Genomic DNA, 23259 nt, shown 5'->3' with positions numbered 1-23259 from the left:
AATCCCTCTGGGTATGCATGAGGTTCTCGAACGTGAAGACAAGTGGGACGTCGATGATCAATTTCACTTGCCAGACCTCCACAACATCATTGCGGATGCTGAAGTCGAGCACGACACCGTCGACTTGACCAGCGAGTACTACGACACTGCGGAGCATGATCTGCAGGCGCACGGCATCCTGCTTCGTCGCCGCTGCGGTGACGACGACACCGGGTGGCAGTTGAAGGTTCCGGCGGCCGATGGGCGCGTGGAACTGCACTGGCCGCCCACGGACGCGTTGCCCGACGCACTCAAGGAGCTGCTCACGGGGACGAGCCTGGGCAGGCGCCTGGACAGTGTCGCGACGATCCACACCGCCCGGAACCGCTACCGGATCTGCAAACCCTCGGCCGGCGAACTCTACGCAGAGATTGCCGACGACTCGGTGCGCGCGTGGGCGGACGACCGGCTGTTGGCGTGGCGCGAGGTCGAGGTCGAACTCGGGCCTCGTACCCCGTCGGTCCCCAAGCGGCTGGCCAACCGTCTGGCGGCAGCCGGTGCCCGGCCGTCTTCCCATCCGTCGAAGCTCGCCCACGTCCTGCCTCCGCTCCCGACGGTCGAGCCCAGGTCGTCGGCGGCGAGCGCGTTGTTCGGATACCTGAGCACGCAGATCGATCAGATCGTCGCCGGCGACATCGGTTTGCGGCGTGGTCGGGATCCCATCCACGACACGCGGGTGGCGATCCGGCGGCTGCGGAGCACGCTCCGGGTGTTCGGCAAGGTGCTGGACCAGTCCGCCGTCGGTGGTCTCGATGACGAGCTGCGGTGGTTCGCCGGGCTGCTCGGCGATGTCCGCGATTGCCAGGTTCAGCACCGCAGATTCATGAACGCGCTCGACGAGTTTCCCGACGAGCTGATCCTCGGCCCGGTGCGCGCCCGGGTGCGAAACGACCTGCAGGCCATCGAACTTCCCGCGCGGGCTGAAATCACCGAGGCCATGGACTCGCCGCGTTACCTGGCGATCATGGCTGCGCTGCGGACGTGGCGCACGGCACCCCCGGTCGACCCCGAGACGGGTACCAGGGGATTGACCAAGAGGGCGCGCAAGGCCCAGCGGAAAGCCGATCGGCGGCTCACCGCGGCGCTCGGTGACGACGCCGCGGACGACGCGACGCTGCATCGCGCGCGTAAAGCGGCAAAGCGTGCCCGATACGCCGCCGAGCTGTGCACAGCTGACGGCGGCTCGACGCAAACCAAGCGAACGGCGAAGCACTACAAGCGGTTTCAGTCTGTCCTTGGTGACCATCAGGACACCGTTGTCGCGTCTGCCGTGTTGCGCCGCATGGCACTGTCGGGTGGAATGACCGTCGGTGAAAACGGCTTCACCTTCGGCCTGCTGTTCGGTCGTGAACAACAGCTGGCCGAGCAGTGTCGCCGGAAGGCACGCAGCTTGTTGTGAACCGCCGACCGTCAGGACGGGGTCGACCGGATGGATACCGTCACGTACGGCAGTGCCAAACCCGTGCTGCTGGCCAGCGCGGGGTGCGTGGCCAGCAGTTCGCGTACCTGGCCCAGTGTGCGTGTGCGCACCTGTTCGGGCGAGGTGATGCAGTAGCTACGGGAGGCCACCAGGTCGATGAGTGCCTGTGGCGTCAGATAACTCGTCCACTCGACCTGTTGGCGTTCGGTCTCGGCGAACGGTGCGGGCAGCGTGACCTCATGGTTGAACGGGTCGTTCTCGTGACCGATGATCCGGCCCAGGTCCTTGACCCAGCCCATCCGCTCGTCGCGGGTGTTCCACACCAGGCCCAGCCGCCCGCCCGGGCGCAGCACCCGGCTCACCTCGGCCACTGCCCGGTCCGGATCGAACCAATGCCAGGCCTGGGCCACCAGCACGGCGTCGACACTGTTGTCCGCCAACGGGATCTCCTCGGCGGTGCCCAGCAGCGCCGGGGTACCCGGCAGCGAGTTCGTCAGCAGCTCGAGCATCTCCGGAATCGGGTCCACGGCAATCACATTCAGGCCGCGTTCGACGAGCCGGGTGGTGAGCTTGCCGGTGCCCGCACCCAGGTCGAGCACGTCATGCGCGCCCGCGGGTAACAACCAGTCGATCGCTTCCGGTGGATATGACGGGCGGCCGCGTTCGTAGGCGGCGGCTTCGGAGCCGAACGAGAGGGAACGTTGCTGGCTCACGTGCTCACCTCGGTATCAGCTCCAGCGTCCGGCGGACCAGCTTGCCGACCACCTCGGTCTCGACCAGGAAGCCGTCGTGCCCGTACTCCGAGTCGACGACATCCAGCTCGTGGCAACCGGGCAGCAGCTCGGCCAGTTCCTCCTGCAGGCGGATCGGGTAGAGCCGGTCGGAAGTGATTCCGCCGACCACCACCGGCACCGGGCAACCCTGCAGTGCGGCCCGGACCCCGCCGCGGCCCCGGCCGACGTCGTGGTTGGACAACGCGTCGGAGAGCACCACATAGGTTCCGGGATCGAACCGGGCGGCGAGCTTGCCGCCCTGGTACTCCAGGTAGCTCTGCACGCTGTAGCGACCGCCGGTGACCGGGTCCTCGTCGGCCTGCGGGTCGTTACGGAACCGGGAGTCCAGCTCCTCTTCACCGCGGTAGGTGAGGTGCGCAAATCGCCGCGCGATTTCCATACCGGTGATGGGTTCGCGGCCCGTGCCGTAATAGTCGCCGCCCTGCCAGTCGGGATCGGTCTTGATCGCGGCGACCTGGCTGCTCTGGGTGCCGATCTGGTCTGCGGTCGCCCGCGCCCCGACCGCCAACACAAGACCGGCGCTGACCTCGTCGGGGTGGCCGACCAGCCATTCCAGCGCGCGGGCCCCGCCCATCGAGCCGCCGACTACCGCCGCGACCCTGGTGATACCGAGCGCTGCCAGCGCAGCCCGGTCGGCCTCCACCTGGTCGCGAATGGTGATTTTGGGAAACCTTGAGCCCCAAGGCTTTCCATCGGGGGCAAGGGAGCCGGGGCCGGTGGAACCGCGGCAGCCGCCCAGCACATTGGTCGAGATCGCGCACCAGCGGCGGGTGTCGATCGGGGCACCCGGGCCCGCGACGCCGTCCCACCAGCCCGGTGTCGGGTGGTCAGGGCCGGCCGGACCGGTGAAGTAGGAGTCGCCGGTCAACGCGTGCAGTACCACCACGACGTTGTCGCGGGCGGGAGACAATTCGCCCCACCGCTGCACGGCGATGGTGACATCGGGCAGGATGGTGCCGTTTTCCAGGCGCAGCGCGCCGATGTTGACCACGCCCAACTCGCCCTCGGCGGGCAGGGCGGCAGATGGAAGGCCGGGGAGCATGGTGGTGGCTATTTCGGTGATCGTCACGATGCTTTTCTCACGTTCTCACACCGTCGACGGGGCCTGGTCGGTGGTGCCGCGGAACGGGTGAGCGGCAGCGAAACCTGATCCAGGTCGGCCAGGATGTCGTCGATGCCCTCGAGACCGACGGCGAGGCGTACCAGTCCGGGGGTGACACCGCTGGACAGCTGCTCCTGCGGGCTGAGCTGCCCGTGGGTGGTCGAGGCCGGGTGGATGACCAGGGAGCGTACGTCGCCGATGTTGGCGACGTGACTGTGTAGGGTCAGCGCGTTGACGAAGGCCTTGCCGGCTTCGATACCGCCGGCCAGCTCGAAGGCAAGCACCGCGCCGGTGCCCTTCGGGGCGAGTTTGCGGCCCAGCTGGTACCAGGGGGAAGTGGGCAGCCCGGCATAGTTCACCGACGTCACGTCCGGGTGCCCGGCGAGGTACTCGGCAACCTTCTGCGCGTTGGACACGTGGCGTTCAACGCGCAGTGACAGTGTTTCCAATCCCTGCGCGATGAGGAAGGCGTTAAACGGTGCGGCGGCGCTTCCCAAATCACGTAGCAGCTGCACCCGGGCTTTGAGCGCGAAGGCCGGTGCACCCAGATCGGCGAATACCACCCCGTGGTAGCTGGAGTCCGGCTGAGTGAACCCGGGGAAGCGTCCGCTTGCCGTCCAGTCGAAGCTGCCGCCGTCGACGATGACGCCTGCGATCGCCGAACCGTGCCCGCCCAGGTACTTGGTGGCCGAGTGCACCACGATGTCGGCGCCGTGGGCGATCGGCTGGATCAGGTACGGGGTGGCGATGGTGTTGTCGATGATGAGGGGGACGCCGTTGTCGTGGGCGATGGCCGCGACATTGGGGATGTCGAACACGTCTATTTGGGGGTTGGAGATGCTCTCGGCGAAGAAAGCTTTGGTGTTGGGCTTGACGGAGGCCCGCCACGAGGCCACGTCGTCGGGGTTCTCCACGAAGCTGATGTCGATACCGAGCTTGCGCAGCGTGTAGTGGAAGAGGTTGTAGGTGCCGCCGTACAGCCGCGGGGATGACACGATGTGATCACCCGCGCCGGCCAGGTTCAGGATCGCGAACGTCGAGGCGGCCTGTCCTGAGGACAGGAACAGCGCGGCGACGCCGCCTTCAAGGGCCGCGATGCGCTGCTCGACCACGTCCGTGGTCGGGTTCATCATCCGGGTGTAGATGTTGCCCGGCTCGGTCAGCGCGAACAGTGCCGCGGCGTGGTCGGTGTCGCGGAATGTGAACGACGTGGTCTGGTAGATGGGCAGTGCCCGGGCGTTGGTGACGCTGTCAGGCGTTTGACCCGCGTGGATCTGCTTGGTCTCGAATGACCAGGCGTCGGGTGTGGTCATCGTCGGTGTCTCCTATGAAGTCGGGGGTGAATCGGCTACCGGGCGTCGTGCCTACACGCACAAGACGGCAAACGGACGGAACAGTTCACGGACGACAGCACATGGGTGGCCTCCATCAGGATTTCCCTGTCTCTCTGGGGGCCCGTACCTTCGGACCCGCGCTTGCCTTGCAGCCGGCGACGGCTACTCAACCTGGTCATCACCCGGGGCACCCCACCGCGGTTGGAGGGTTGCCGGCCAGCAAGCCGGGGCTTGTCGCTGACACTCATGACCGAGATAAAGGGTATCTCATGACGGCGGGTCAGAGCCAAGTGGTTTGATCTGGCGGGTCGCTCCGAGCGCTGCTGAACATGTTTCAGTCCGGGCCACCAACTACTCGGCGGTAACGAAAGTGGCACGTCAGTAAGGCGGACCCCCTTGTAGGGTGGCCGCGAGAGACATTCGAGGAGCAGAAGGGCGCAGGCTCACATGTCCAAGATCAAAGTCGAAGGCACCATTGCCGAACTCGACGGTGACGAGATGACCCGCATCATCTGGCAGATGATCAAGGACCAGCTGATCCTGCCGTACCTCGACATCGATCTGGACTACTACGACCTCGGCATCCAACATCGCGACGCCACCAACGACCAGGTCACCATCGACGCGGCCAACGCCATCAAGCGGCACGGCGTCGGCGTCAAGTGCGCGACCATCACCCCGGACGAGGCTCGCGTCAAAGAGTTCAACCTCAAGAAGATGTGGCTCTCGCCCAACGGCACGATCCGGAACACCCTCGGCGGCACTATCTTCCGCGCACCGATTGTGATCGAGAACGTGCCGCGGCTGGTCCCGGGCTGGACCAAGCCGATCATCATCGGCCGCCACGCGTTCGGCGACCAGTACCGGGCCTTCAACACCAAGGTGGACAAGCCCGGCACGTTCACCGTGACGTTCACCCCTGATGACGGCAGTGAGCCGCTGGTGCACGAGGTGGTGCACATCCCGGAGTGCGGTGGGGTCATCATGGGCATGTACAACTTCCGCAAGTCCATCCAGGATTTCGCCCGCGCCTCGTTTTCCTATGGGCTGCAACAGGATTACCCGGTCTATCTGTCGACCAAGAACACCATCCTCAAAGGCTACGACGGGATGTTCAAGGACGAGTTCCAGCGCATCTTCGATGACGAGTTCAAGGACGAATTCGACAAGCGCGGCCTGACTTACGAGCATCGCCTGATCGACGACATGGTGGCCTCCTGCCTGAAGTGGGCGGGCGGCTACGTCTGGGCTTGCAAGAACTACGACGGTGACGTCCAATCCGACACCGTCGCACAGGGTTACGGTTCACTCGGGTTGATGACCTCGGTACTGATGACACCGGACGGCAAGATCGTCGAAGCCGAGGCCGCGCATGGCACCGTCACCCGGCACTACCGCCAGTTCCAGCAGGGCAAGCCAACCTCCACCAACCCGATTGCGTCGATCTTCGCCTGGACCCGAGCTCTGGAGCACCGGGCCAAGCTGGACGACACCCCCGCAGTGGCGCACTTCGCCGAGACGCTTGAGCGCGTCGTCATCGAGACAGTCGAAGGCGGTTCGATGACCAAGGATCTCGCGCTGCTGATCGGTCCGGATCAGCCATGGCAGACCAGCGAGGCGTTCCTGTCGACCATCGCCGACCATCTCAAGAGGGCGCTGGCCGACTAAACCCGACTAAACCCGTTTGGCGACCGCCGACCAGCCGTACGGGTTGGTGCGTACCTCGATGTCACCGAACCCGGCGGCCTGCAGCCGAGCGGGGAGGGTGTCGGGGTCGACGGGGTTGTAGGTGTCACCCTCGTGGTGGGCGGCGAGTTCGTCGCTGCCCAGGCTGTCGCTGGCGACGAACGCCGCGCCCGGCCGCAGCACCCGGGCGATCTCGCCGAGCAACCGGTTCTGCAGGTCGTTGGTGGGAACATGGTGCAGCATCGTGAAACAGGCTGCTCCGCTGAAGTTTTCGTTGGGGTAGTCCAATGCGGTCGCGTCAGCGTTGACGATCTCGACCGAGGGCACCTCGGCGTAGCGCTCGCGCAGCATGGCCGCGAGCTTCGGATCGATTTCCACCGAGGTCAATTTCGGCACCGCCCGGCACAGTACATCGGTCGTCGCGCCGTAGCCGGGCCCGACCTCCAGCACGTTGTCGCCCAGGTCCGCCTCTCCCAGCGCCCACGGCAAGATGGTCTCGCGGATCATCTGACGCCATTCGTCGCTGCCGCACATTTCGTGTGCTTCGTTCACGGCTGCAGCGTACGCCCGTGCAGCTGTCCCCAGGGCGCCAGCAATCCGAGACCGCGGCGCGGTTGGCTGTGGACTAGCCGGTGGCGCGCGCCTGGTCGGTGTGGCTGTCGACGAAGTCGACGATCAGCTTGGTGATGCGGTCGGGTGCCTCGAACATCGGCACGTGGCCGACGCCGTCCAACGTCGTGACGAGCGTGCCGGCAGCGAGGCTGTTGGTGAAATGCCTGGTGAACCGTGGTGCGGGCAGCACTCGGTCCTTTTCGCAGATCACCAGGTGGGTAGGCGTGCGGGAATCGGCGATCTCCATGAGTCCCGCGGTGGTCAGCACCTTGAGCATGAGCTTGAAATACGCCGGGCAGTGCGACAGGTCGTCGATCAGGTCTCGGCGGTCGCTGTCGGTGATGGCGTCGGGTGTCGCGCAGACCGCCAGATAGGCGATCTGCTCGGAGAACGGCAATCGCAGTAGTCGCTGCCCGAACAGGGTGGCGCCCAGCACAATCGGCAACCCGGCCACGAATTTCGCGATGATCTCGTACTTCGCGGGCGTGAACCGGGCCCAGCCGCCCGCGGGTGCGACGCCGGTCAGGGTCCGGGCGCGGCCGCGGCGTTCCAGTTCGAACGCGACCCAGCCGCCCAGCGAGTTCCCGACGATGTGTGCGGTGCCCCAGCCCAGTTGATCCAGGCGACGCTCGACATCATCGGCCAAGGTGGCGACATCGAGCAGCAGCGGCGCATGCGGGCCGCCGTGGTGGCCGGCCATGGTGGGGGCGAAAACCTCGTAGCGGCCGGTCTCGGCGAGTTGGGGTGCGACGTACTTCCACACGCTCTGCGACAGCAGGAACGGGTGCAGCAGCAGGATCGGTTCCCCGCCCGGAGTGCCGAGGTGGATCGGTGCGCGTTCGGCCATGTCGCCCGACATTAAGGCGATACCGCTGGTACCGCAAGGGGCTGTCGGTGCGGGTCGGTAGGGTCTCGGCCGTGGCATCTCCCGGCTCGCTGACCGTCAGCACCATCAACGTCAACGGCATCCGCGCCGCGGTCAAGCAGCGCTCCACCGAGAATCTCGGCCTGCTGCCCTGGTTGAAGGAGACGACGGCCGACGTGGTGTGCCTGCAGGAGGTCCGCGCCGACGATGATCAGCTGGCCGACGCGCTCGCTCCGGCGCTGGCCGACGGCTGGTACCTGGCGTCGGCAGCGCCGCATGTCAAGGGACGCAACGGCGTTGCGGTGTTGTCACGGCACGCGATCGACGCGTCTCGGCTGCTGGTATCCGACGAATTCGGAGCGCACGGCCGCTACCTTGAGGCCGATACCGCGGGGGTGACGGTGGTCAGCATGTACGTGCCGACGGGCGAGGCGGAGACCGACCGGCAGTTGGAGAAGGAGCGGTTCATGGCGACCGTCGCGGCCCGCATGGCTGAGCTGCGCCGTGAGCGCGCAGGTGTTGCCGCGGACGCGAGGAGCACAAATGTTGCCGCGGACGCGAGGAGCGCAGGTGTTGCCGGGGACGTGAGGAGCACAGGGGTTGTCGTGTGTGGCGACTGGAACATCGCCCACACCGAGAATGACATCAAGAACTGGAAGGGCAACATCAAGAAGTCGGGCTTTCTGCCCAGCGAGCGGCAGTGGCTGACCGATCTGCTGGCCACCGGCTGGGTCGACGTGGTCCGTGTGCTGCACCCCGACGTCGCCGGGCCGTACAGCTGGTGGTCATGGCGCGGAAAGGCATTCGACAACGACGCCGGGTGGCGCATCGACTATCACCTGGCGACCCCGGAGCTGGCTGCCCGGGCGGTCAGCGCCCACGTCGACCGTGCCGAGGCGTACGCGCTGCGGTGGTCCGACCACTCGCCGGTGACCGTTTGCTACGGGTGAACCCGGCGCGGCCGCTGGCTGGGACAACCCCACCGCCGGCGATCACGAGGTGTTGCTGCGCGTCCCGCGTCGGCTGACCGGTGAAGAAACCGGATGACGCCAGTGCGAAAATCGTCTCCATCATGACTAGCGGAAGCAAACGCGTCGTGTTCTCCGGCGCCCAACCCACCTCCGACTCCCTGCACCTCGGCAACGCGCTGGGGGCGGTGACGCACTGGGCGCAGCTGCAGGACGGCTATGACGCATTCTTCTGCGTCGTCGACCAGCACGCCATCACGGTCCCGCAGGACCCCGAGACCCTGCGCCGGCGCACCCTGATCACCGCGGCGCAGTACCTGGCCCTGGGCATCGACCCGGCCCGCAGCACGGTGTTCGTACAGAGTCATGTGGCCGAACACAGCCAGTTGGCGTGGGTGCTCGGCTGTTTCACCGGGTTCGGCCAGGCCTCGCGGATGACACAGTTCAAGGACAAGTCGCAGAAGCAGGGCGCGGATGCGGCCACGGTCGGCCTGTTCACCTACCCGGTGCTGATGGCCGCCGACATCCTGCTCTACGACACCGACCTGGTCCCGGTCGGGGAGGACCAGCGGCAGCATCTGGAACTGGCCCGTGACCTGGCGCAAAGGCTCAACGGGCAGTTCCCGGACACCTTCGTGGTGCCCGAGGCGATGATCCCCAAGGCCACCGCCAAGATCTACGACCTGCAGGATCCGACGGCCAAGATGAGCAAGTCGGCGGCCACCGACGCGGGGTTGATCAGCCTGCTCGACGACCCGAAGGCCACGGCCAAGAAAATCCGCTCGGCGGTGACCGACAGTGAGCGTGAGATCAGGTTCGACCCCGAGAACAAGCCGGGCATCTCGAATCTGCTGACCATCCAGTCCGCGGTGACCGGCACTGCGATCGACACGCTGGTCGACGATTACGCCGACCGTGGCTACGGCGACCTCAAAAAGGACACCGCGGAGGTGGTCGTGGAGTTCGTCGCACCGATCAAGACCAGGGTCGATGAGCTGTTGGCCGACACCGCCGAACTCACCGCGGTGCTGGCGGCCGGGGCGGATCGCGCCCGGGAGGTTGCCGGCAAGACCCTCGCCCGGGTTTACGACAGGATAGGGTTTCTTCAGCAAACGTCATAAGCGCCCGGGCAGGGGGGTCGGTGAGCGAGCAGGAGAAACCGGGTTTCCTTGACCGGTTGCGGTCCCGCTATCCGTGGTTCGACCGGGTGATGCGGGCACAGGATCGCTATAACGACTGCAACGGCAACTTCTACGCAGCGGGCATCACGTACTTCACCATCTTCGCGCTGTTCCCACTGCTGATGGTCGGGTTCGCCGTCGGCGGCTTCGTGCTGGCCAGCAAGCCCGGCCTGCTCGCCGAGATCGAGGACCGTATCCGGTCGGTGGTGTCCGGTGACCTCGGCCAGCAGCTGGTCGCACTCATGGACTCGGCCATCGCCTCGCGCGGCACGGTCGGCGTGATCGGCCTGGCCACGGCGGCTTGGGCCGGACTGGGCTGGATGGCCAACCTGCGTGAGGCGCTGAGTCAGATGTGGCTGCAGCACAAGCATGATTCCAGTTTTGTCGGCAACAAGCTGTCGGATCTGCTGGCGCTGGTCTCCGCGTTTCTGGCGATGGTGCTCACCATTGCGCTGACGGCACTGGGCGACCCGGAGCTGATGCGAAAAGTGTTGCGATGGATAGGCTTACCCGATTTCGCTGCGCTGGGCGGTGGGCTGCGTGTGGCGTCCATCCTGGTTTCGTTGCTGATCTCCTGGCTGCTGTTCAGCTGGATCATCGCCCGGTTGCCGCGGGAATCCGTGCACTTCCACAGCGCCCTGCGCGCCGGGTTGCTGGCTGCCGTCGGATTCGAGCTGTTCAAACAGGTGGCGTCGCTATATCTGCAGTCGGTCACCCGCGGCCCCGCGGGGGCGACATTCGGCCCGGTGCTCGGCCTCATGGTGTTCGCCTATGTCACTGCACGGCTGATCCTGTTCGCGACCGCATGGGCGGCGACGTCGACCGAGAGCCTCATTGAGCGGCACGTGGCCCCACCTGATCCGGCGCAGATCACCACTCGCGTAGAGGTACACGAGGGGCCCGGCGCCTCCGGGCTGGTCGCCGCCGCCGCGGCCGGCGCGATTGGTGCGCTGGGTATTTCACGGCTGATGCGGAGATAGCGACGGCCTCGTCCGGTGTCAGGGCTCGGCGGGCCCGAGAGTAACATCGCCGGGTGTGAGCATCGTTACCAGCTGGGCGCGTGAGATGGGCCTCGACGTACCAATTGTCAACGCGCCCATGGGCGGTGCGGCCGGGGGCCGGCTGGCGGCGGCGGTATCCCGGGCCGGCGGCCTCGGCATGATCGGTATGGGCAGTGCCGCGACAGCCGAGTTGTTACGCGGCGAGCTCGCCACCCTCGGTGCTCTCGACCGCCCATTCGGCATCGGTCTCGTGCACTGGGTGATGACCGATCAGCCCGAGCTCCTCGACGTCGCGCTGGCCGCCCGGCCCGCGCTGCTCAGCGTGAGTTTCGGTGACGACTGGGAATGGGTGCGGCGTGCCCACGACGCCGAGGTGCGGGTGGCGACGCAGGTTGCGACGGTCGACGCCGCGCGGCGCGCTGTGGATGCCGGGGTGGATGTACTGGTGGCCCGCGGTGCCGAGGGCGGCGGGCACGGGAAGCCGCTCGTCGGCACCTTGCCTTTGCTGACCGACGTGCTCGACACGGTCGAGGTACCGGTGCTCGCCGCGGGTGGCATCGCCTCGGCGCGCGGGGTGGCCGCGGTACTGGCGGCCGGGGCGGCCGCGGCATGGGTGGGCACAGCGTTCTCCACCTGTGTCGAGGCACTCACCCCGGATGCGGCGCGGGACGCGTTGCTGGCAGCCGACGCCGGATCGACAACGCTGACCTCCGAATTCGACATCGCCTCCGGATATGGTTGGCCGTCGAGCATTCCCGAACGCGTGCTGGTCGACGCTGCGGGTCAGGCCACGCCGGTGAACGCCGGGGAGGGGGTCGGCATGGTGACCCGGGCCTTGACCGCGGCGGAGACGATTACACAGCTGATGAGCCGAGGCTGAGCGGGTCCGACCAGCGACCTTCCCTCATCACGGCCTGCACGGCAAGATCCGCATCGAGTACCACGAGATCGGCACGCAGGTGTGGCGAGATGCTGCCGACGTCGGTGAGCCCGAGAGTGCGGGCCGGTGTCGTCGCCGTCATCTGTACTGCGGCTGTGAGCGCATCATCGGACGCCGACGAGTCCACGGCAGCCCGGAAGATCCGGTCCATCGTCGCCGTGCTGCCCGCGATGGTCGGTTCGCCACGCACCCGCGCGACGTGGTCCCGCACGTCGACGTCGAGTGTGCCGAGCCGGAACGAACCGTCGGCCAGCCCGGCCGCGGCCATGGCATCGGTGATCAGCGCAACCCGGTCGGCTCCTGCCGATTCGACGACGTGCCGCAGCAATGCGCGATGCACGTGCACGCCGTCGGCGATCAGTTCCACGGTGACTCGTGGATCCTCCAGTAAGGCCAGGGCGGGGCCGGGGTCGCGGTGGTGCAGTGGCCGCATCGCGTTGAACAGATGGGTGCCGACTGTGGCGCCCAGTTCTACGGCCCGACGGGCCTGCAGATAGCTGGCATCGGTATGGCCAACCGCGACAACAACTCCGGCGTCGACCAGCAGCCGGATCGCGTCGTCACTGCCGGGCAGTTCGGGTGCGATGGTGACCATGCGGATGGCGCCGTCGGCCGCGGCCAGCAGGGCCTTGACCTCCATAGGGTCCGGATCGCGCAATTGCGTGGCATCGTGCGCGCCACAGCGGGCCGAGCTGAGCCACGGCCCCTCCAAGTGGATCCCGGCCACCACACCGGCATTGGTGGCTTCGGTGAGTGCGGCCACCTCACGCAGCAGGTCGGCCGGCGATGCGGTGACCAGGCTGGCGAGCGTAGTGGTGGTGCCGTGACTGCGGTGAAACGTTGCCGCCCGGACGATTTCATCGGCCACGCCGTCGGTGTAGGACGCGCCGCCGCCGCCGTGCACGTGGATGTCCACGAATCCGGGCACCACGATCGCATCCGGGTATTCGACATCCGCGGGCCGTGGGGGAGCACCGGCGCCGCAGCCGATGATGCGGTCGGCGCTCGTCTCGATCCAGCCCGGCCGGTGCACGCTGTCGGCGGCCACCACGGTGCCCGCCGCGATCAGTGTCACAGGGTCTCCGTAACCTTGCGCAGCCCGCGCGGCTGGTCCGGGTCACCGCCGCGGGCCAGGGCCAGGTGCAGGGCAAGCTGTTGCAGCGGAAGGATTTCCAATAGCGGAGAGAGCTCATCGGACACGGTGGGCAAGGCGATGCCGCCGGCCAGCCCGGCCAGTGCCGCCGGAGCGCCCACCCCGAACACGTCGGCGTGTCGTTCGGCCAACCGCTCCAGCACCGGCTGCATCGCCTGCCCGCCGGCGCTGTCGGGCACGATGGCCAGCACCGGCACCTGCGGGTCGACGGTTGCCAGCGGGCCGTGGAGCAGGTCGGCACCCGAGAATGCCTGCGCCGAAAGGTATGACGTCTCCATGAGTTTGAGGGCGGCTTCCCGGGCGGTGGGGTAGGAGTATCCACGTGCGGTGGTGACGAGCCGTTGCGCGAACCGGTAGCGTTGCGCGACTTCGCGCACCTGCTCACCGCAGGCCAGCACGGCCTCACCGAGTTCGGGCAGTGCCTCGGTGCCCCGACTGTCACCGCCGCCGAGAAGCAATTGCAGGGCCAGCAGTTCAGCGGTGTAGGACTTGGTCGCCGCCACCGAGCGTTCCGAGCCGGCCAGCACATCGATGTGAATCTCGGCGGCCGCGGCCAGGTCGGATGCGGCGTTGTTGGTGACGGCGACGGTCAAAGCGCCCTGGGCCCGGGCGACCTCCACCGAACGCACCAGGTCGGGCGATCCGCCGGACTGGCTGACCGCGATGTAGAGCACGTCGCGCAGATCGGGCCGAGCGCCGTAGACCGTGACGGTCGACGGCGACACCAGTCCGGCGGGCAGGCCGTGTTTGATCTCGATCAGGTACTTGGCGTACAAGGCGGCATGGTCACTGGTGCCGCGGGCCACCAACTGGGCGAAACGCGGTGCGGTCCGGGTGATCCGATCGGCAGCGGCACGGATCGGGTCGAGCCCGTCGGTGAGCAGTCGGCGCCATACCTGCGGCTGTTCGGCGATCTCGGCGGCCATCAGGTGGCCGGGGGTGCTCACGTGGGTGGCGTCAAGGTTGCTCACTTCTTCTCCTTCTCGGAATCACATGTCAGTAGTAGTCGTTGGGCCAGTTCCACCGCACCCCGGACGGGGTCGACGGCCAGTACCCGGACGTCGGTGAACTGCTGTTCGGTCAGCCGTATGCGTACGGCTTTCTGCAGTGCGGGCTGATGCACGGCCAGTCCGCCGGCCAGCACCACCGGGCCGGGCGAACCGAGCCGCGTGGCAACCGACACCGCGAGCTCGGCGAGCGCCGCGGCGGCGGCGTCGATGATGTCGCGGCTCACCGGGTCGCCGTCGCGGGCCAGCTCGAACACCACGCGGGCGCGGCCGGCCCAATAGCGCCGGTCCGGCTGGGTGTAGAAGTGCTCGAGTAGTTGTTCGGGCAGTTGCAGGCCGCAATCAGCGGCCAGCTGTTGACCGAGCCGGTCTGCGGGCTCGCCGCGGTCGGCACGGATCAGGCTGCGCCGCAACGCTTCCCGGGCCACCCAGTATCCGCTGCCTTCGTCGCCGAGCAGGTATCCCCAGCCGCCGGCCCGGCTCTGCAGTTCGCCGCGGCGCCCCCAGGCCACCGAGCCGGTGCCGGAGATGACGGCGATGCCGTCCATGACGCCCGCGGCGGCCAGGATCAGCTGGCTGTCGTGCACCACCCGGATACGAGCGCAGGGCAGTCGGCGGGCCAGCAGATCACGCAGTCGGGCTTCGCCGTCGGGTGTTTCGACCCCTGCCGCGCCGGCACAGACTGCCTTGATGTCCTTGGTGCCCAACTGGTCGAGAATGACGTCGAGCTGCCGGCCGGCTTCTTCGAGACCCACCGACGAGATGTTCGCGCTGCCGGCCAGGGCCTCGGCGGCCACCGTGCCATTCTCCACCCGCAGGGCCTGGGTCTTCGAGCCGCCGATGTCCAGGCCGAGCACCGCCGTCGAGCTCATCGTCCGGTCGCCTCGGTCGGGGTGCCGCCGGCGGCCGCTGTGCTGGTCTTTTCTGAAGGCCACTGGCCGCCGTTCTCCCAGAAGTGCCGGATGTCCTCCAGTTGGCGGCCCTTGGTCTCCGGCGCGAACCGGTAGACGAAGACGAAGGCCAGCAGGGCCAGTGCGCCGAACACCATGAACGTGCCCGACCCGCCGAGAGTCTGCAGCATGGTGAGGAAGAATCCCGCGACGATCGCGTTGGCCACCAGGTCGGAGGTGAGCATCGCGCTGGAACCCATCGAGCGCAGCCGCGACGGGAAGCTCTCCCCGGCGTACACCCAGACCAGGGCACCGAATCCGAAGGTGAAGCCGACGGTGAACAGCAGCACTCCGATGAAGCCGAGCGCCGTGAGCGCCCCGCCGAAGTTCTCGCCGGCGACGAAGACACCGATCAGCAGAGCGTTGGCCAGCACCATCATGGCGATGCCGCCGAGCAGGATCGGGCGCCGGCCCAGCCGGTCGACGAGCACCAGCGACACGAACACCGCGATCAGGGCGGCGACCTGGACCAGAGCGGGCAGGATCAGCAGCGCGAAGTTGCCGTGGAAACCCATGGCCTCGAACAGTTTCGGGCTGTAGTACACGATGGCGTTGATGCCGGTGATCTGGATGAAGAACCCGAGCACGACGACGAAGACAGTGGCCCGCAGGTAGGGCGGACGCAGCATCTCGCGGAACGCGCCGCCGCGTTCTTCGTGCAGTGCCCTGCCGATCTCGGCCAACTCGGCATCGACGTCGGCAGCGGGTTCGACCATCCGCAGCGCGCGGCGAGCGTCTTCGGTGCGACCCTTGAGCATGTACCAGCGGGCGGTGTCGGGCATGCGTAGCAGGACGAGGGCCACCACCACGGCGGGCACGGCGGCCAGGCCGAGCATCCAGCGCCAACTGCCCGATCCCGCCAGCGCGTAGGCGGCCAGGTAGCCGATGATGATGCCGACCACCGTGGCTACCTGGTAGGCGACCAGCAGTGACCCGCGGATGTCGGCGGGGGCCGACTCGGCGACAAACACCGGCACCACCACCACCGAGATGCCGATGGTCAGGCCCAGCAGTAGCCGGGCGACCATGAGCATCGGCACCGATACCGACAAGGCGCACATCAGCGCGAACGCCGCGTAGGTGACCGCCACCAGGACCATCGACTTCTTGCGGCCGATCCGGTTGGCCAGCCAGCCGCCGATGATCGCGCCGGCGATCTCACCGATCACCACCATGGTGGTGATCCACTGCACGCCCGCGGTGTCCAGGTCGAACTCCTTGGGGATGAACAGCATGGCGCCGGCGATGTTGGACAGGTCGTAGCCGTAGATGACGCCGACGCTGGCGGCGGCGATCCCCACCAGCACCGCAAGCCGCGGGGGTTTTCGAGTTTCGGTAGAGCCCACGTGCGGTTCCTCTCGCTGCGGGATGAATGTGACGGGGTCAAATTGGTATACGCCAATATGATGGAGGTAACATTGGCATACACCAATTTCGTTCGTCAAGAGGTAAGGGAAAACTGATATGGCCGAACCTGCCCCGCCGCGGTATTTCCAGGTCAAGCTCGCGCTGGCCGACCTCATCGCGGGCCTCGACCGGGGCGCGTCGCTGCCCCCCGAGCGGCAGCTCGCCGAACAGCTCGGCACGTCTCGGACCACGCTGCGCAAGGCCCTGGCGGAATTGGCGGGGGAAGGCGTCCTGCGCCGGACCCAGGGCAGCGGCAACTTCGTCGCGCCGCCCAAGGTGGTTCACGTCCGGCAGCTCTCGTCCCTCACCGACGATCTGAAAGCCGAAGGGATGCAACCCTCTTCGCAGATCCTCGGGTTGGAACGGGTGCGTGCCGAGCCGGCCGTCGCGGAGCATCTGGAAATCGCGCCGGGAGAGCGGATCCATCTCCTGACGCGGCTGCGCGAGGTCGACGGCGAGCCGTTGGCGATCGAGGAGGCACACCTGCCCGGCGCGCTGCCGCGACTGGAGGCCCGGCTGGCCGAGACGGGTTCGCTGTACGCGGCGCTGCGCGATTGCTACGACCGCGGCGTGCACTCGGTCGAGGACACCGTCGAGACCGCGCTGGCGAACCCGGACCAGGCGGAGCTCCTGCGGATCGCGACCGGGCAGCCCCTGCTGCTGGTGCATCGCACGAGCCGGGACAGAACCGGCCGCATCGTCGAGTGGACCAGGTCGGTATACCGAGGAGACCGGTTCTGCTTCGTCGCGCGCGCCTAGCCTTTCCCCGCGAGCAGACACTGCGGTACCCGACACGCCGTGCGTCTGGAGTACCTACATGTCTGCTCGGCGGGAAGAGGTCAGTCGCGCGCCGGTAACCCCGCCGCCTGTCGCGCGGCTCGAACGAACGAGCGCTTCGTCGTCTCGATCCCGTCGAGGTAGCCGCCGACGAGTGCCGCGTCGCGCAGCAGGACCAGCGATGCCGCGACGGCGGCGGGGTCGTCGCGCCCGGCCGCGGCCTGTTCGAGTGCACCCCGAAACCAGCTTCGGTGTGTCGCGATGAGTTTCCGGACCGAACTGTCGGGGTCGGGGTATTCGGCAGCCGCATTGATGAATGGGCATCCGCGGGTGTGGTAGCGCGCGATGTCCTCGGCGATCCCGTCGATCACGAGCTCGAGCATGTCGTCGTCCGGGCCGGCATGCGTCTGCGCCTCGGAGAAGTAGCCGCGGATCGTCGCATCCTCCAGCACCAGATAGGCCTCGACCAGCCCTTCCTTGCCTGCGAAGTGCCGGTACATGGTGGCGCGGGTGACGTTCGCGTCGGCAAGGATCCGGTCCACGCCGACAGAGTGAATTCCCTCTCGATAGAAAAGCTCCGCGGCCGTGCGCAACAGCCGTTCCCGGGCCTGCGAGACGGGTATCGACGTTTCCATGATTCGACGGTACTCCGTCGGCCAGAACGTTCTTTCTGCAATCGGGAACAGGTCGGCCATCATGCCGGTTACATGCAGCAGAACGACCGTTCTTTCTATCGATAGGAGACCGCCATGACCGCCATCACCCCTCGGGAACAGGCCGAGATCGAGCGCGCCAACGCCTCGGGCGCTCAGCCCGTCGTCTTCATCCACGGCCTTTGGCTGCTGCCCACCAGCTGGGACAACTGGCGCGCATTGTTCGAGGAGCAGGGCTTCGTCACCCTGGCCCCCGGATGGCCGGACGACCCGACAACGGTCGCGCACGCACGCCGCGATCCCTCGGTGTTCGCTCACAAGACAGTCGGTGACATCGCCGAGCACTACGCCGAGGTGATCCGGGCACTGGACCGCAAGCCCATCGTGATCGGGCACTCCTTCGGCGGACTGATCACTCAGAAGCTCGCCGGTATGGGACTTGCCGCGGCCTCGATCGCGATCGACCCGGCGCCGTTCCGTGGCGTGCTGCCGCTGCCCGTGTCGGCGCTGCGGGCCGCATTCCCCGTCCTCGGCAATCCGCTCAACTACGGTCGCGCTATCGCCTTGACCCGCAGGCAGTTCCGGTTCGCCTTTGGTAACGCCGTCTCGGAAGAGGAGTCGAACCGGCTCTACGACGAATACTCCGTCGCTGGTTCTGGTGCGCCGCTGTTCCAGGCTGCGGTCGCGAACTTGAACCCCGCGTCGCAGACGAAGGTCAACACCAAGAACCCGGAGCGCGGTCCGCTGCTGATCATCTCCGGCGAGAAGGACAACACCGTCCCGTGGGCGATCGCCAACGCCTCCTACAAGCTGAACAAGAAGAACCCCAATGTCACCGAGATCGTCGAGATCCCCGGTCGCGGACACTCATTGGTGATCGACAACGGCTGGCGCGAAGTCGCCGAGCGGGCCCTCGGGTTCATCAAGCAGCACTGACGTTCTTGCGCGAGCAGACGCTGCGGTACGCGACACTCCGGTTTCGAGGTGCCGCCACGTCTGCTCGCCGGGGAAGGCGGTCGAAGTCAGTGCTGCGGGCGGCGGTTCAGCGACCGGGCGCCCATGATGAGCAGGAACACGATGATGGCGCCGACGATGGCCACGCCCACTCGCACCGGCAGCGCATCGGCAGCGGGCAGTACGCTCGCGGCTTGCGCTGCGGTGGGCGCATCGGGCTGCTTGGGTGTCGTCAGTGACGGGTCGGGGTCCACCAGCGTGCCGACCTTGGTGCCCGGCGGAGTGGCGAAACCGTAGTCGAGCAGATGTGCGGCCTGCTCCCACGGAGCGATCGGCAGCCGGGTGCCGTGCATCAGAATCGCCACCAGGCGGCGACCGTCCCGATTGGCCGCGCCGACGAAGGTCTGTCCGGCGTCGTCGGTGTAGCCGGTCTTGCCGCCGAGCGCGCCCGGGTAGTTGTCCAGCAACTTGTTGTCGTTCTCGACCTCGTATGTCGGATTACCGTCGCGCCCAGGGAAATCGAACGACTTGGTGGCCACGATGTCGGCGAACACCGGGTTCTGCCAGGCGTAGCGGTAGAACAGCCCGATGTCGTAGGCCGAGGTGCTCATGCCGGGGCCGTCGAGCCCGGACGGGGTGGCGGCCCGGGTGTCGCGGCCACCGAGCTTGCCCGCCAACACGTTGATCTTCTGCAGCGCGGTGTCCATGCCGCCGAGTTGCATGGCCAACGCGTGCGCGGCGTCGTTGCCCGAATGCATGAGCAGGCCGTGCAACAGGTCGTTGATGGAGTACACGCCGCCGGGGCCGACGCCGACGCGGGTGCCTTCGGCGTTGGCATCCTCCTGGGTGCCCTGGATGCGCTTGTTGAGATTCAGCTCGTTGAGCGCGGCCGTGGCGACGAGGACCTTGATGATGCTCGCGGGCCGGTGCCGGGCATGGGGATCTCGCGCGGCGATGATGTCGCCGCTGTCCAGGTCGGCCACTACCCACGCGTCGGCGGAGATGTCATTGGGAACGGGCGGGGTATCGGGTGCGGTGATGATCCCGCAGCCCGAAAGTGCCTCGCCGCCGATGGTTTTCGTGGGTACCGGCAGGGGCAGCGGCGGATCGCCTGCCTTGGGCACCTCCGACGAGTCGACCGCGGGTGGCGTCGTCACCTTGAACGGGCACTCCGGCGGCGGGGGTGCCGGCGCCGGTGCCGCGACGGGGTCGGCGGACGCTGTCGGCACGGTCACCAGGGCCGGTGCCGCGAGCATCGTCAACGCCGCGAGCACGGAACATCCGCGCATGAGCGCGCGCGTCGAGATACTCCGCAAGGTCCCCATCGTGTCCGAAGGTTAGGCGATCCGGACCCCGATTCCGGGGAGCCACGCTGTGACGTGTGTGACTGATGTTAAAGGCGGGTATAGGCCAGCACAGGGAATTCGATGGTCGACATCCACAGTTTTTCACCCGTTTCGACGACGCCGGTAACCGCGCCGAAGTCTGGGCTCTGAGTCCGGATGCCGTCGACGGCCGCACCGGTTTCGGCGTCGAAGGCCGCCACCCACACCTCGGGCTTGATCTTCGGCAGCAGGGCGTCGGGCAGTCGCCACACCGCTTTGCGCAGCACGGGTGGCAGCGGAGCCAATCGCTCGGCCGCGCGAACGATCGCGCTGACCAGCGCGACCCAGATCCGGCCGTCGGGTGCGGTGGAGATGTTGTCCGGCATGCCGGGCAGATGTTCGGCAAGAGGTGTCACGGTCCCGGCCGTCGGTCCGCTCAGCCAGTATTTGGACAACCGACGGCCCTGGGTTTCGGCGAACACCAACGCCGATTCGTCGACCGTGGGGGTCACCCCATTGGCAAAGTAGAGTCCCTCGACCAGCGTGGTGACCGTGCCGTCCGGCACGAGCCGGAACAGGCTGCCGGCGCCACGGGCCTCCAGGATGGCGCCGGTGTAGTACTCGACGTGGAACCGGCTGGTCGACTCGGTGAAATAGATTGTGCCGTCCGAGGTTTCGGTGACGTTCGAGCAGAACGTCAACGGCCGCCCGCCGATTGAGTCGACCAGCGTCGACAACTTGTGCGTCGTCGGGTCCAACGCCAGCAGCCCCCGGTGGCTGTCGCAGATCAGCACCCGGCCGTCGCGTGCCACATGCATGCCGAGCGGCCGGCCACCGGTGTCGGCCACCACCGTCGCGGCCCCGTCGGGAGTCACGCGCACGATGCGGCCGTCGACCAGCCCGGTCCACAGCTGCCCGGTGGCGTCGACGACGACATCCTCGGGCCCGCCACCCGGCATGGGTACGACCGTCAGCTCGGCCGACCGGAAATCGGGCAGCCCACCGACCGGCGGCGGAGTCCAGCGGACTGGATCGATCGGGGGCTTGCGCGGCACAAGCTGACGGTACGCCCGCGAACCGCTACAGCACGTCGCTTGCCTCGCTGAGCACGCGGTGCAGGATCTCGTACATGGCGTCGAACTCGGCCTGCCCGCTGATCAGCGGCGGCGCCAGCTGGATCACTGGGTCGCCACGGTCGTCGGCGCGGCAGTACAGACCGGCATCCCACAACGCGGGGGTCAGGAACCCGCGCAGCAGCCGCTCACTCTCCTCGTCGCTGAATGTCTCCTTGGTCGTTTTGTCCTTGACCAGCTCGATGCCGTAGAAGAAGCCGTCACCCCGCACATCGCCGACGATCGGCAGATCGTAGAGCTTCTCCAGAGTGGCCCGGAACGCCGGTGCCAGTTCCTTGACGTGATCGTTGATCTTCTCGCGCTCGAAGATGTCGAGATTGGCCAGCGCAACTGCCGACGAAACCGGGTGTCCGCCAAAGGTATAGCCGTGCCCGAAGACGGTCTTGCCATCGTTGAACGGCTCGAACAGCCGGTCGCTGGCGACCATCGCGCCCAATGGCGAGTAGCCCGACGTCAAGCCCTTGGCACTGGTGATGATGTCCGGTACGTAGCCGAAGTCGTTGCAGGCGAACATCGAACCGATCCGGCCGTACGCGCAGATCACCTCATCGGAGACCAGCAGCACGTCGTAGCGGTCGCAGATTTCGCGGACGCGTTCGAAGTATCCGGGCGGCGGCGGGAAGCAGCCGCCGGCGTTCTGCACCGGCTCGAGAAAGACAGCGCACACCGTGTCCGGTCCCTCGAATTCGATGGCCTCGGCAATGCGGTCGGCGCAGTAGCGGCCGAATGCCTTCTCGTCGTGGGCATATTCGGCAGGTGCCCGGTAGAAGTTGGTGTTCGGGGCGCGGAAACCGCCCGGAGTCAATGGCTCGAACGGTGCCTTGTACGCCGGGATCCCGGTGATCGCCAGCGCGCCCTGCGGCGTGCCGTGGTAAGCGATCGACCGTGAAACCACCTTGTGCTTACCCGGTTTTCCGGTGAGCTTGAAGTATTGCTTGGCCAGTTTCCAGGCGCTCTCGACCGCTTCGCCGCCGCCGGTGGTGAAGAAGACCCGGTTGAGATCGCCCGGTGCGTACCCGGCGACGCGTTCGGCCAGTTCGATGGCCGGCGGGGTGGCGTAGGACCATAGCGGGAAGTAGGACAGCGTCTCGGCCTGTTTTGCCGCCGCCTCGGCAAGTTCCTTGCGGCCGTGGCCGACTTGGACGACGAAGAGCCCGGAGAGGCCGTCGATGTAGCGCTTGCCCTTGTCGTCGAAGATGTAGACGCCCTCGCCGCGGGTGATGATCGGTGGCGTGATGCCCTGCCCGTGCCGGGCGAAGTGGCCCCACAGGTGGCGGTCGGCTTTGGCGGCCAGATCAGACGGAGCTCGCCGGGTAGGATCTGTGATTGTCATCGTGTACCCCAATTATATTGCTGTTTAACGAGTTTCAAATAGACGAGCGTTTCGGTTGATATCACTCCCGGTAGTGCGCGAATCTGGGTGTTGAGCAGGTCGAGCAGGCTGTCGTCGTCTTCGCAGACAACTTCGATGATGATGTCGAATGATCCCGCGGTCAGCACGACGTAGTCGACCGATGCCATGGCGGCCAGCTTCTCGCCCAGCTTGATCGTGTCTCCGGTGCAGCGGATGCCGATCATCGCCTGCCGGGAGAAGCCGAGTTGCAGCGGATCGGTCACGGCGACGATCTGCATGACGCCGGCGTCGACCATCCGTTGCACGCGCTGGCGGACGGCGGCCTCGGACAGCCCGATGGCCTTCCCGATGCCCGCATATGAGCGTCGACCATCCTGCTGAAGTTGTTCGATGATCGCTTTTGACAGTTCATCGAGCGGAAAGGCGGCTCCTGGCCGAGAATAGTTGACACGAAAGGGGACGGGTGCGGATGTCTGCTCGTCACCATCCGGGTCGGTCATACAACGATTTTGCACGGAATTCGTTGTTTGTGGCAGCTATTTCGATGAAATCATTTGTCTAGTTGGCCCCTGACCGCGGTATCTCGTAGGGATTGGTCATCGCA

General features: G+C 66.9%; 21 protein-coding genes, 1 pseudogene and 1 riboswitch. Of the genes and pseudogenes, 8 read left to right on the top strand and 14 right to left on the bottom strand.

The features are described 5' to 3' along the window. The first annotated feature begins 13 nt into the window (after positions 1-13). Positions 14-1438 (top strand): CYTH and CHAD domain-containing protein, encoded by a 1425-nt coding sequence (locus tag H276_RS0111670; RefSeq protein WP_019971492.1) that lies wholly within the window; start codon positions 14-16, stop codon positions 1436-1438. Positions 1439-1449: 11 nt separating this feature from the next. Here the strand turns inward: H276_RS0111670 and H276_RS0111665 are convergent, their stop codons facing one another. The 3 genes and pseudogenes from H276_RS0111665 to H276_RS22890 form a co-directional block, all read right to left on the bottom strand. Next, positions 1450-2172: a class I SAM-dependent methyltransferase gene (locus tag H276_RS0111665; protein ID WP_019971491.1), complete on the bottom strand. Its 723-nt coding sequence runs from the start codon at positions 2170-2172 to the stop codon at positions 1450-1452. A gap of 4 nt (positions 2173-2176) precedes the next feature. Continuing rightward, a complete protein-coding gene (locus H276_RS0111660) occupies positions 2177-3295 on the bottom strand; it encodes a homoserine O-acetyltransferase (protein ID WP_155943057.1) in 1119 nt (372 codons plus the stop codon). 45 nt (positions 3296-3340) lie between these two features. Then, positions 3341-4668: pseudogene (locus H276_RS22890) on the bottom strand (bifunctional o-acetylhomoserine/o-acetylserine sulfhydrylase). A 153-nt stretch (positions 4669-4821) separates the two neighbouring features. Continuing rightward, positions 4822-4941: riboswitch (SAM riboswitch) on the bottom strand. A gap of 195 nt (positions 4942-5136) precedes the next feature. On the opposite strand from H276_RS22890, the gene H276_RS0111650 reads away from it, so the two are divergent. Continuing rightward, positions 5137-6357 (top strand): NADP-dependent isocitrate dehydrogenase, encoded by a 1221-nt coding sequence (locus tag H276_RS0111650; protein ID WP_019971489.1) that lies wholly within the window; start codon positions 5137-5139, stop codon positions 6355-6357. 6 nt (positions 6358-6363) lie between these two features. On the opposite strand, the gene H276_RS0111645 is transcribed toward H276_RS0111650, so the two are convergent. Beyond that, positions 6364-6927, bottom strand: a complete 564-nt coding sequence (locus H276_RS0111645) for a class I SAM-dependent methyltransferase (protein WP_026356881.1) — start codon at positions 6925-6927, stop codon at positions 6364-6366. A gap of 73 nt (positions 6928-7000) precedes the next feature. Further along, a complete protein-coding gene (locus tag H276_RS0111640) occupies positions 7001-7834 on the bottom strand; it encodes an alpha/beta fold hydrolase (protein WP_026356880.1) in 834 nt (277 codons plus the stop codon). An 89-nt stretch (positions 7835-7923) separates the two neighbouring features. Here H276_RS0111640 and H276_RS0111635 point away from each other — a divergent pair, with 89 nt between their 5' ends. From H276_RS0111635 to H276_RS0111620, 4 genes are all read left to right on the top strand, one after another. Next, on the top strand, positions 7924-8802 hold the full coding sequence (locus H276_RS0111635; RefSeq protein WP_026356879.1) for an exodeoxyribonuclease III: 879 nt from the start codon (positions 7924-7926) through the stop codon (positions 8800-8802). 122 nt (positions 8803-8924) lie between these two features. Continuing rightward, positions 8925-9941, top strand: coding sequence for a tryptophan--tRNA ligase (gene trpS / locus H276_RS0111630; protein ID WP_026356878.1), 1017 nt, complete (start codon positions 8925-8927; stop codon positions 9939-9941). Between the two features lie 20 nt (positions 9942-9961). After that, on the top strand, positions 9962-10981 hold the full coding sequence (gene yhjD, locus H276_RS0111625) for an inner membrane protein YhjD (RefSeq protein WP_019971484.1): 1020 nt from the start codon (positions 9962-9964) through the stop codon (positions 10979-10981). 85 nt (positions 10982-11066) lie between these two features. Continuing rightward, positions 11067-11882 carry a nitronate monooxygenase gene (locus tag H276_RS0111620; protein WP_019971483.1) on the top strand — a complete coding sequence of 272 codons (816 nt, stop codon included), beginning with the start codon at positions 11067-11069 and terminating at the stop codon, positions 11880-11882. Here the strand turns inward: H276_RS0111620 and nagA are convergent. The 4 genes from nagA to H276_RS22885 are packed head-to-tail and all read right to left on the bottom strand — an operon-like array spanning position 11857 to position 16398. Further along, a complete protein-coding gene (nagA, locus tag H276_RS0111615; RefSeq protein WP_019971482.1) occupies positions 11857-13017 on the bottom strand; it encodes an N-acetylglucosamine-6-phosphate deacetylase in 1161 nt (386 codons plus the stop codon). The genes H276_RS0111620 and nagA overlap by 26 nt on opposite strands. Beyond that, positions 13014-14021, bottom strand: a complete 1008-nt coding sequence (locus tag H276_RS0111610; RefSeq protein ID WP_196807897.1) for an SIS domain-containing protein — start codon at positions 14019-14021, stop codon at positions 13014-13016. Before H276_RS0111610 ends, nagA begins: the two co-directional genes overlap by 4 nt. A 41-nt stretch (positions 14022-14062) precedes the next feature. Further along, positions 14063-14974, bottom strand: coding sequence for an N-acetylglucosamine kinase (locus tag H276_RS0111605; RefSeq protein ID WP_019971480.1), 912 nt, complete (start codon positions 14972-14974; stop codon positions 14063-14065). Further along, entirely contained in the window at positions 14971-16398 is a 1428-nt protein-coding gene (locus tag H276_RS22885; RefSeq protein ID WP_081625449.1) for a sugar porter family MFS transporter, read from the bottom strand. Before H276_RS22885 ends, H276_RS0111605 begins: the two co-directional genes overlap by 4 nt. A gap of 118 nt (positions 16399-16516) precedes the next feature. Between H276_RS22885 and H276_RS0111595 the strand changes: the two genes are divergently transcribed. Continuing rightward, positions 16517-17218 (top strand): GntR family transcriptional regulator, encoded by a 702-nt coding sequence (locus H276_RS0111595; RefSeq protein ID WP_019971478.1) that lies wholly within the window; start codon positions 16517-16519, stop codon positions 17216-17218. An 80-nt stretch (positions 17219-17298) separates the two neighbouring features. Here H276_RS0111595 and H276_RS0111590 read toward each other — a convergent pair whose 3' ends face one another. Then, positions 17299-17871 (bottom strand): TetR/AcrR family transcriptional regulator, encoded by a 573-nt coding sequence (locus H276_RS0111590; RefSeq protein WP_036460944.1) that lies wholly within the window; start codon positions 17869-17871, stop codon positions 17299-17301. A gap of 114 nt (positions 17872-17985) precedes the next feature. Between H276_RS0111590 and H276_RS0111585 the strand changes: the two genes are divergently transcribed. Then, entirely contained in the window at positions 17986-18825 is an 840-nt protein-coding gene (locus H276_RS0111585; RefSeq protein WP_019971476.1) for a carboxylesterase, read from the top strand. Between the two features lie 86 nt (positions 18826-18911). Here the strand turns inward: H276_RS0111585 and H276_RS0111580 are convergent, their stop codons facing one another. The 4 genes from H276_RS0111580 to H276_RS0111565 all read right to left on the bottom strand — a co-directional run bounded on the left by H276_RS0111580 (position 18912) and on the right by H276_RS0111565 (position 23155). Beyond that, positions 18912-20168, bottom strand: coding sequence for a D-alanyl-D-alanine carboxypeptidase family protein (locus H276_RS0111580; protein WP_081625448.1), 1257 nt, complete (start codon positions 20166-20168; stop codon positions 18912-18914). 68 nt (positions 20169-20236) lie between these two features. Beyond that, a complete protein-coding gene (locus tag H276_RS0111575; RefSeq protein ID WP_019971474.1) occupies positions 20237-21223 on the bottom strand; it encodes an SMP-30/gluconolactonase/LRE family protein in 987 nt (328 codons plus the stop codon). 25 nt (positions 21224-21248) lie between these two features. Next, on the bottom strand, positions 21249-22634 hold the full coding sequence (locus tag H276_RS0111570; protein ID WP_019971473.1) for an aspartate aminotransferase family protein: 1386 nt from the start codon (positions 22632-22634) through the stop codon (positions 21249-21251). Continuing rightward, the gene (locus H276_RS0111565) at positions 22631-23155 is read right to left on the bottom strand and encodes an Lrp/AsnC family transcriptional regulator (protein WP_019971472.1); all 525 of its coding nucleotides are present in this window, start codon (positions 23153-23155) and stop codon (positions 22631-22633) included. Before H276_RS0111565 ends, H276_RS0111570 begins: the two co-directional genes overlap by 4 nt. Between the last annotated feature and the right edge of the window lie 104 nt (positions 23156-23259).

The organism is Mycobacterium sp. 141 (assembly GCF_000382405.1).
Lineage (GTDB): Bacteria > Actinomycetota > Actinomycetes > Mycobacteriales > Mycobacteriaceae > Mycobacterium.
This window is presented reverse-complemented; position numbering and strand designations above follow the sequence as displayed.

What these genes read in the sequence shown, in the direction of transcription:
- H276_RS0111670 (WP_019971492.1), top strand. Translation starts at nt 14, where the DNA reads ATGCATGAGGTTCTCGAACGTGAAGACAAGTGGGACGTCGATGATCAA.
- H276_RS0111660 (WP_155943057.1), bottom strand. Translation starts at nt 3,295, where the DNA reads ATGCTCCCCGGCCTTCCATCTGCCGCCCTGCCCGCCGAGGGCGAGTTG.
- H276_RS0111650 (WP_019971489.1), top strand. Translation starts at nt 5,137, where the DNA reads ATGTCCAAGATCAAAGTCGAAGGCACCATTGCCGAACTCGACGGTGAC.
- H276_RS0111640 (WP_026356880.1), bottom strand. Translation starts at nt 7,834, where the DNA reads ATGGCCGAACGCGCACCGATCCACCTCGGCACTCCGGGCGGGGAACCG.
- trpS (WP_026356878.1), top strand. Translation starts at nt 8,925, where the DNA reads ATGACTAGCGGAAGCAAACGCGTCGTGTTCTCCGGCGCCCAACCCACC.
- H276_RS0111620 (WP_019971483.1), top strand. Translation starts at nt 11,067, where the DNA reads ATGGGCCTCGACGTACCAATTGTCAACGCGCCCATGGGCGGTGCGGCC.
- H276_RS0111610 (WP_196807897.1), bottom strand. Translation starts at nt 14,021, where the DNA reads ATGGCCGCCGAGATCGCCGAACAGCCGCAGGTATGGCGCCGACTGCTC.
- H276_RS0111605 (WP_019971480.1), bottom strand. Translation starts at nt 14,974, where the DNA reads ATGAGCTCGACGGCGGTGCTCGGCCTGGACATCGGCGGCTCGAAGACC.
- H276_RS0111595 (WP_019971478.1), top strand. Translation starts at nt 16,517, where the DNA reads ATGGCCGAACCTGCCCCGCCGCGGTATTTCCAGGTCAAGCTCGCGCTG.
- H276_RS0111590 (WP_036460944.1), bottom strand. Translation starts at nt 17,871, where the DNA reads ATGGAAACGTCGATACCCGTCTCGCAGGCCCGGGAACGGCTGTTGCGC.
- H276_RS0111585 (WP_019971476.1), top strand. Translation starts at nt 17,986, where the DNA reads ATGACCGCCATCACCCCTCGGGAACAGGCCGAGATCGAGCGCGCCAAC.
- H276_RS0111580 (WP_081625448.1), bottom strand. Translation starts at nt 20,168, where the DNA reads ATGGGGACCTTGCGGAGTATCTCGACGCGCGCGCTCATGCGCGGATGT.
- H276_RS0111570 (WP_019971473.1), bottom strand. Translation starts at nt 22,634, where the DNA reads ATGACAATCACAGATCCTACCCGGCGAGCTCCGTCTGATCTGGCCGCC.
- H276_RS0111565 (WP_019971472.1), bottom strand. Translation starts at nt 23,155, where the DNA reads ATGACCGACCCGGATGGTGACGAGCAGACATCCGCACCCGTCCCCTTT.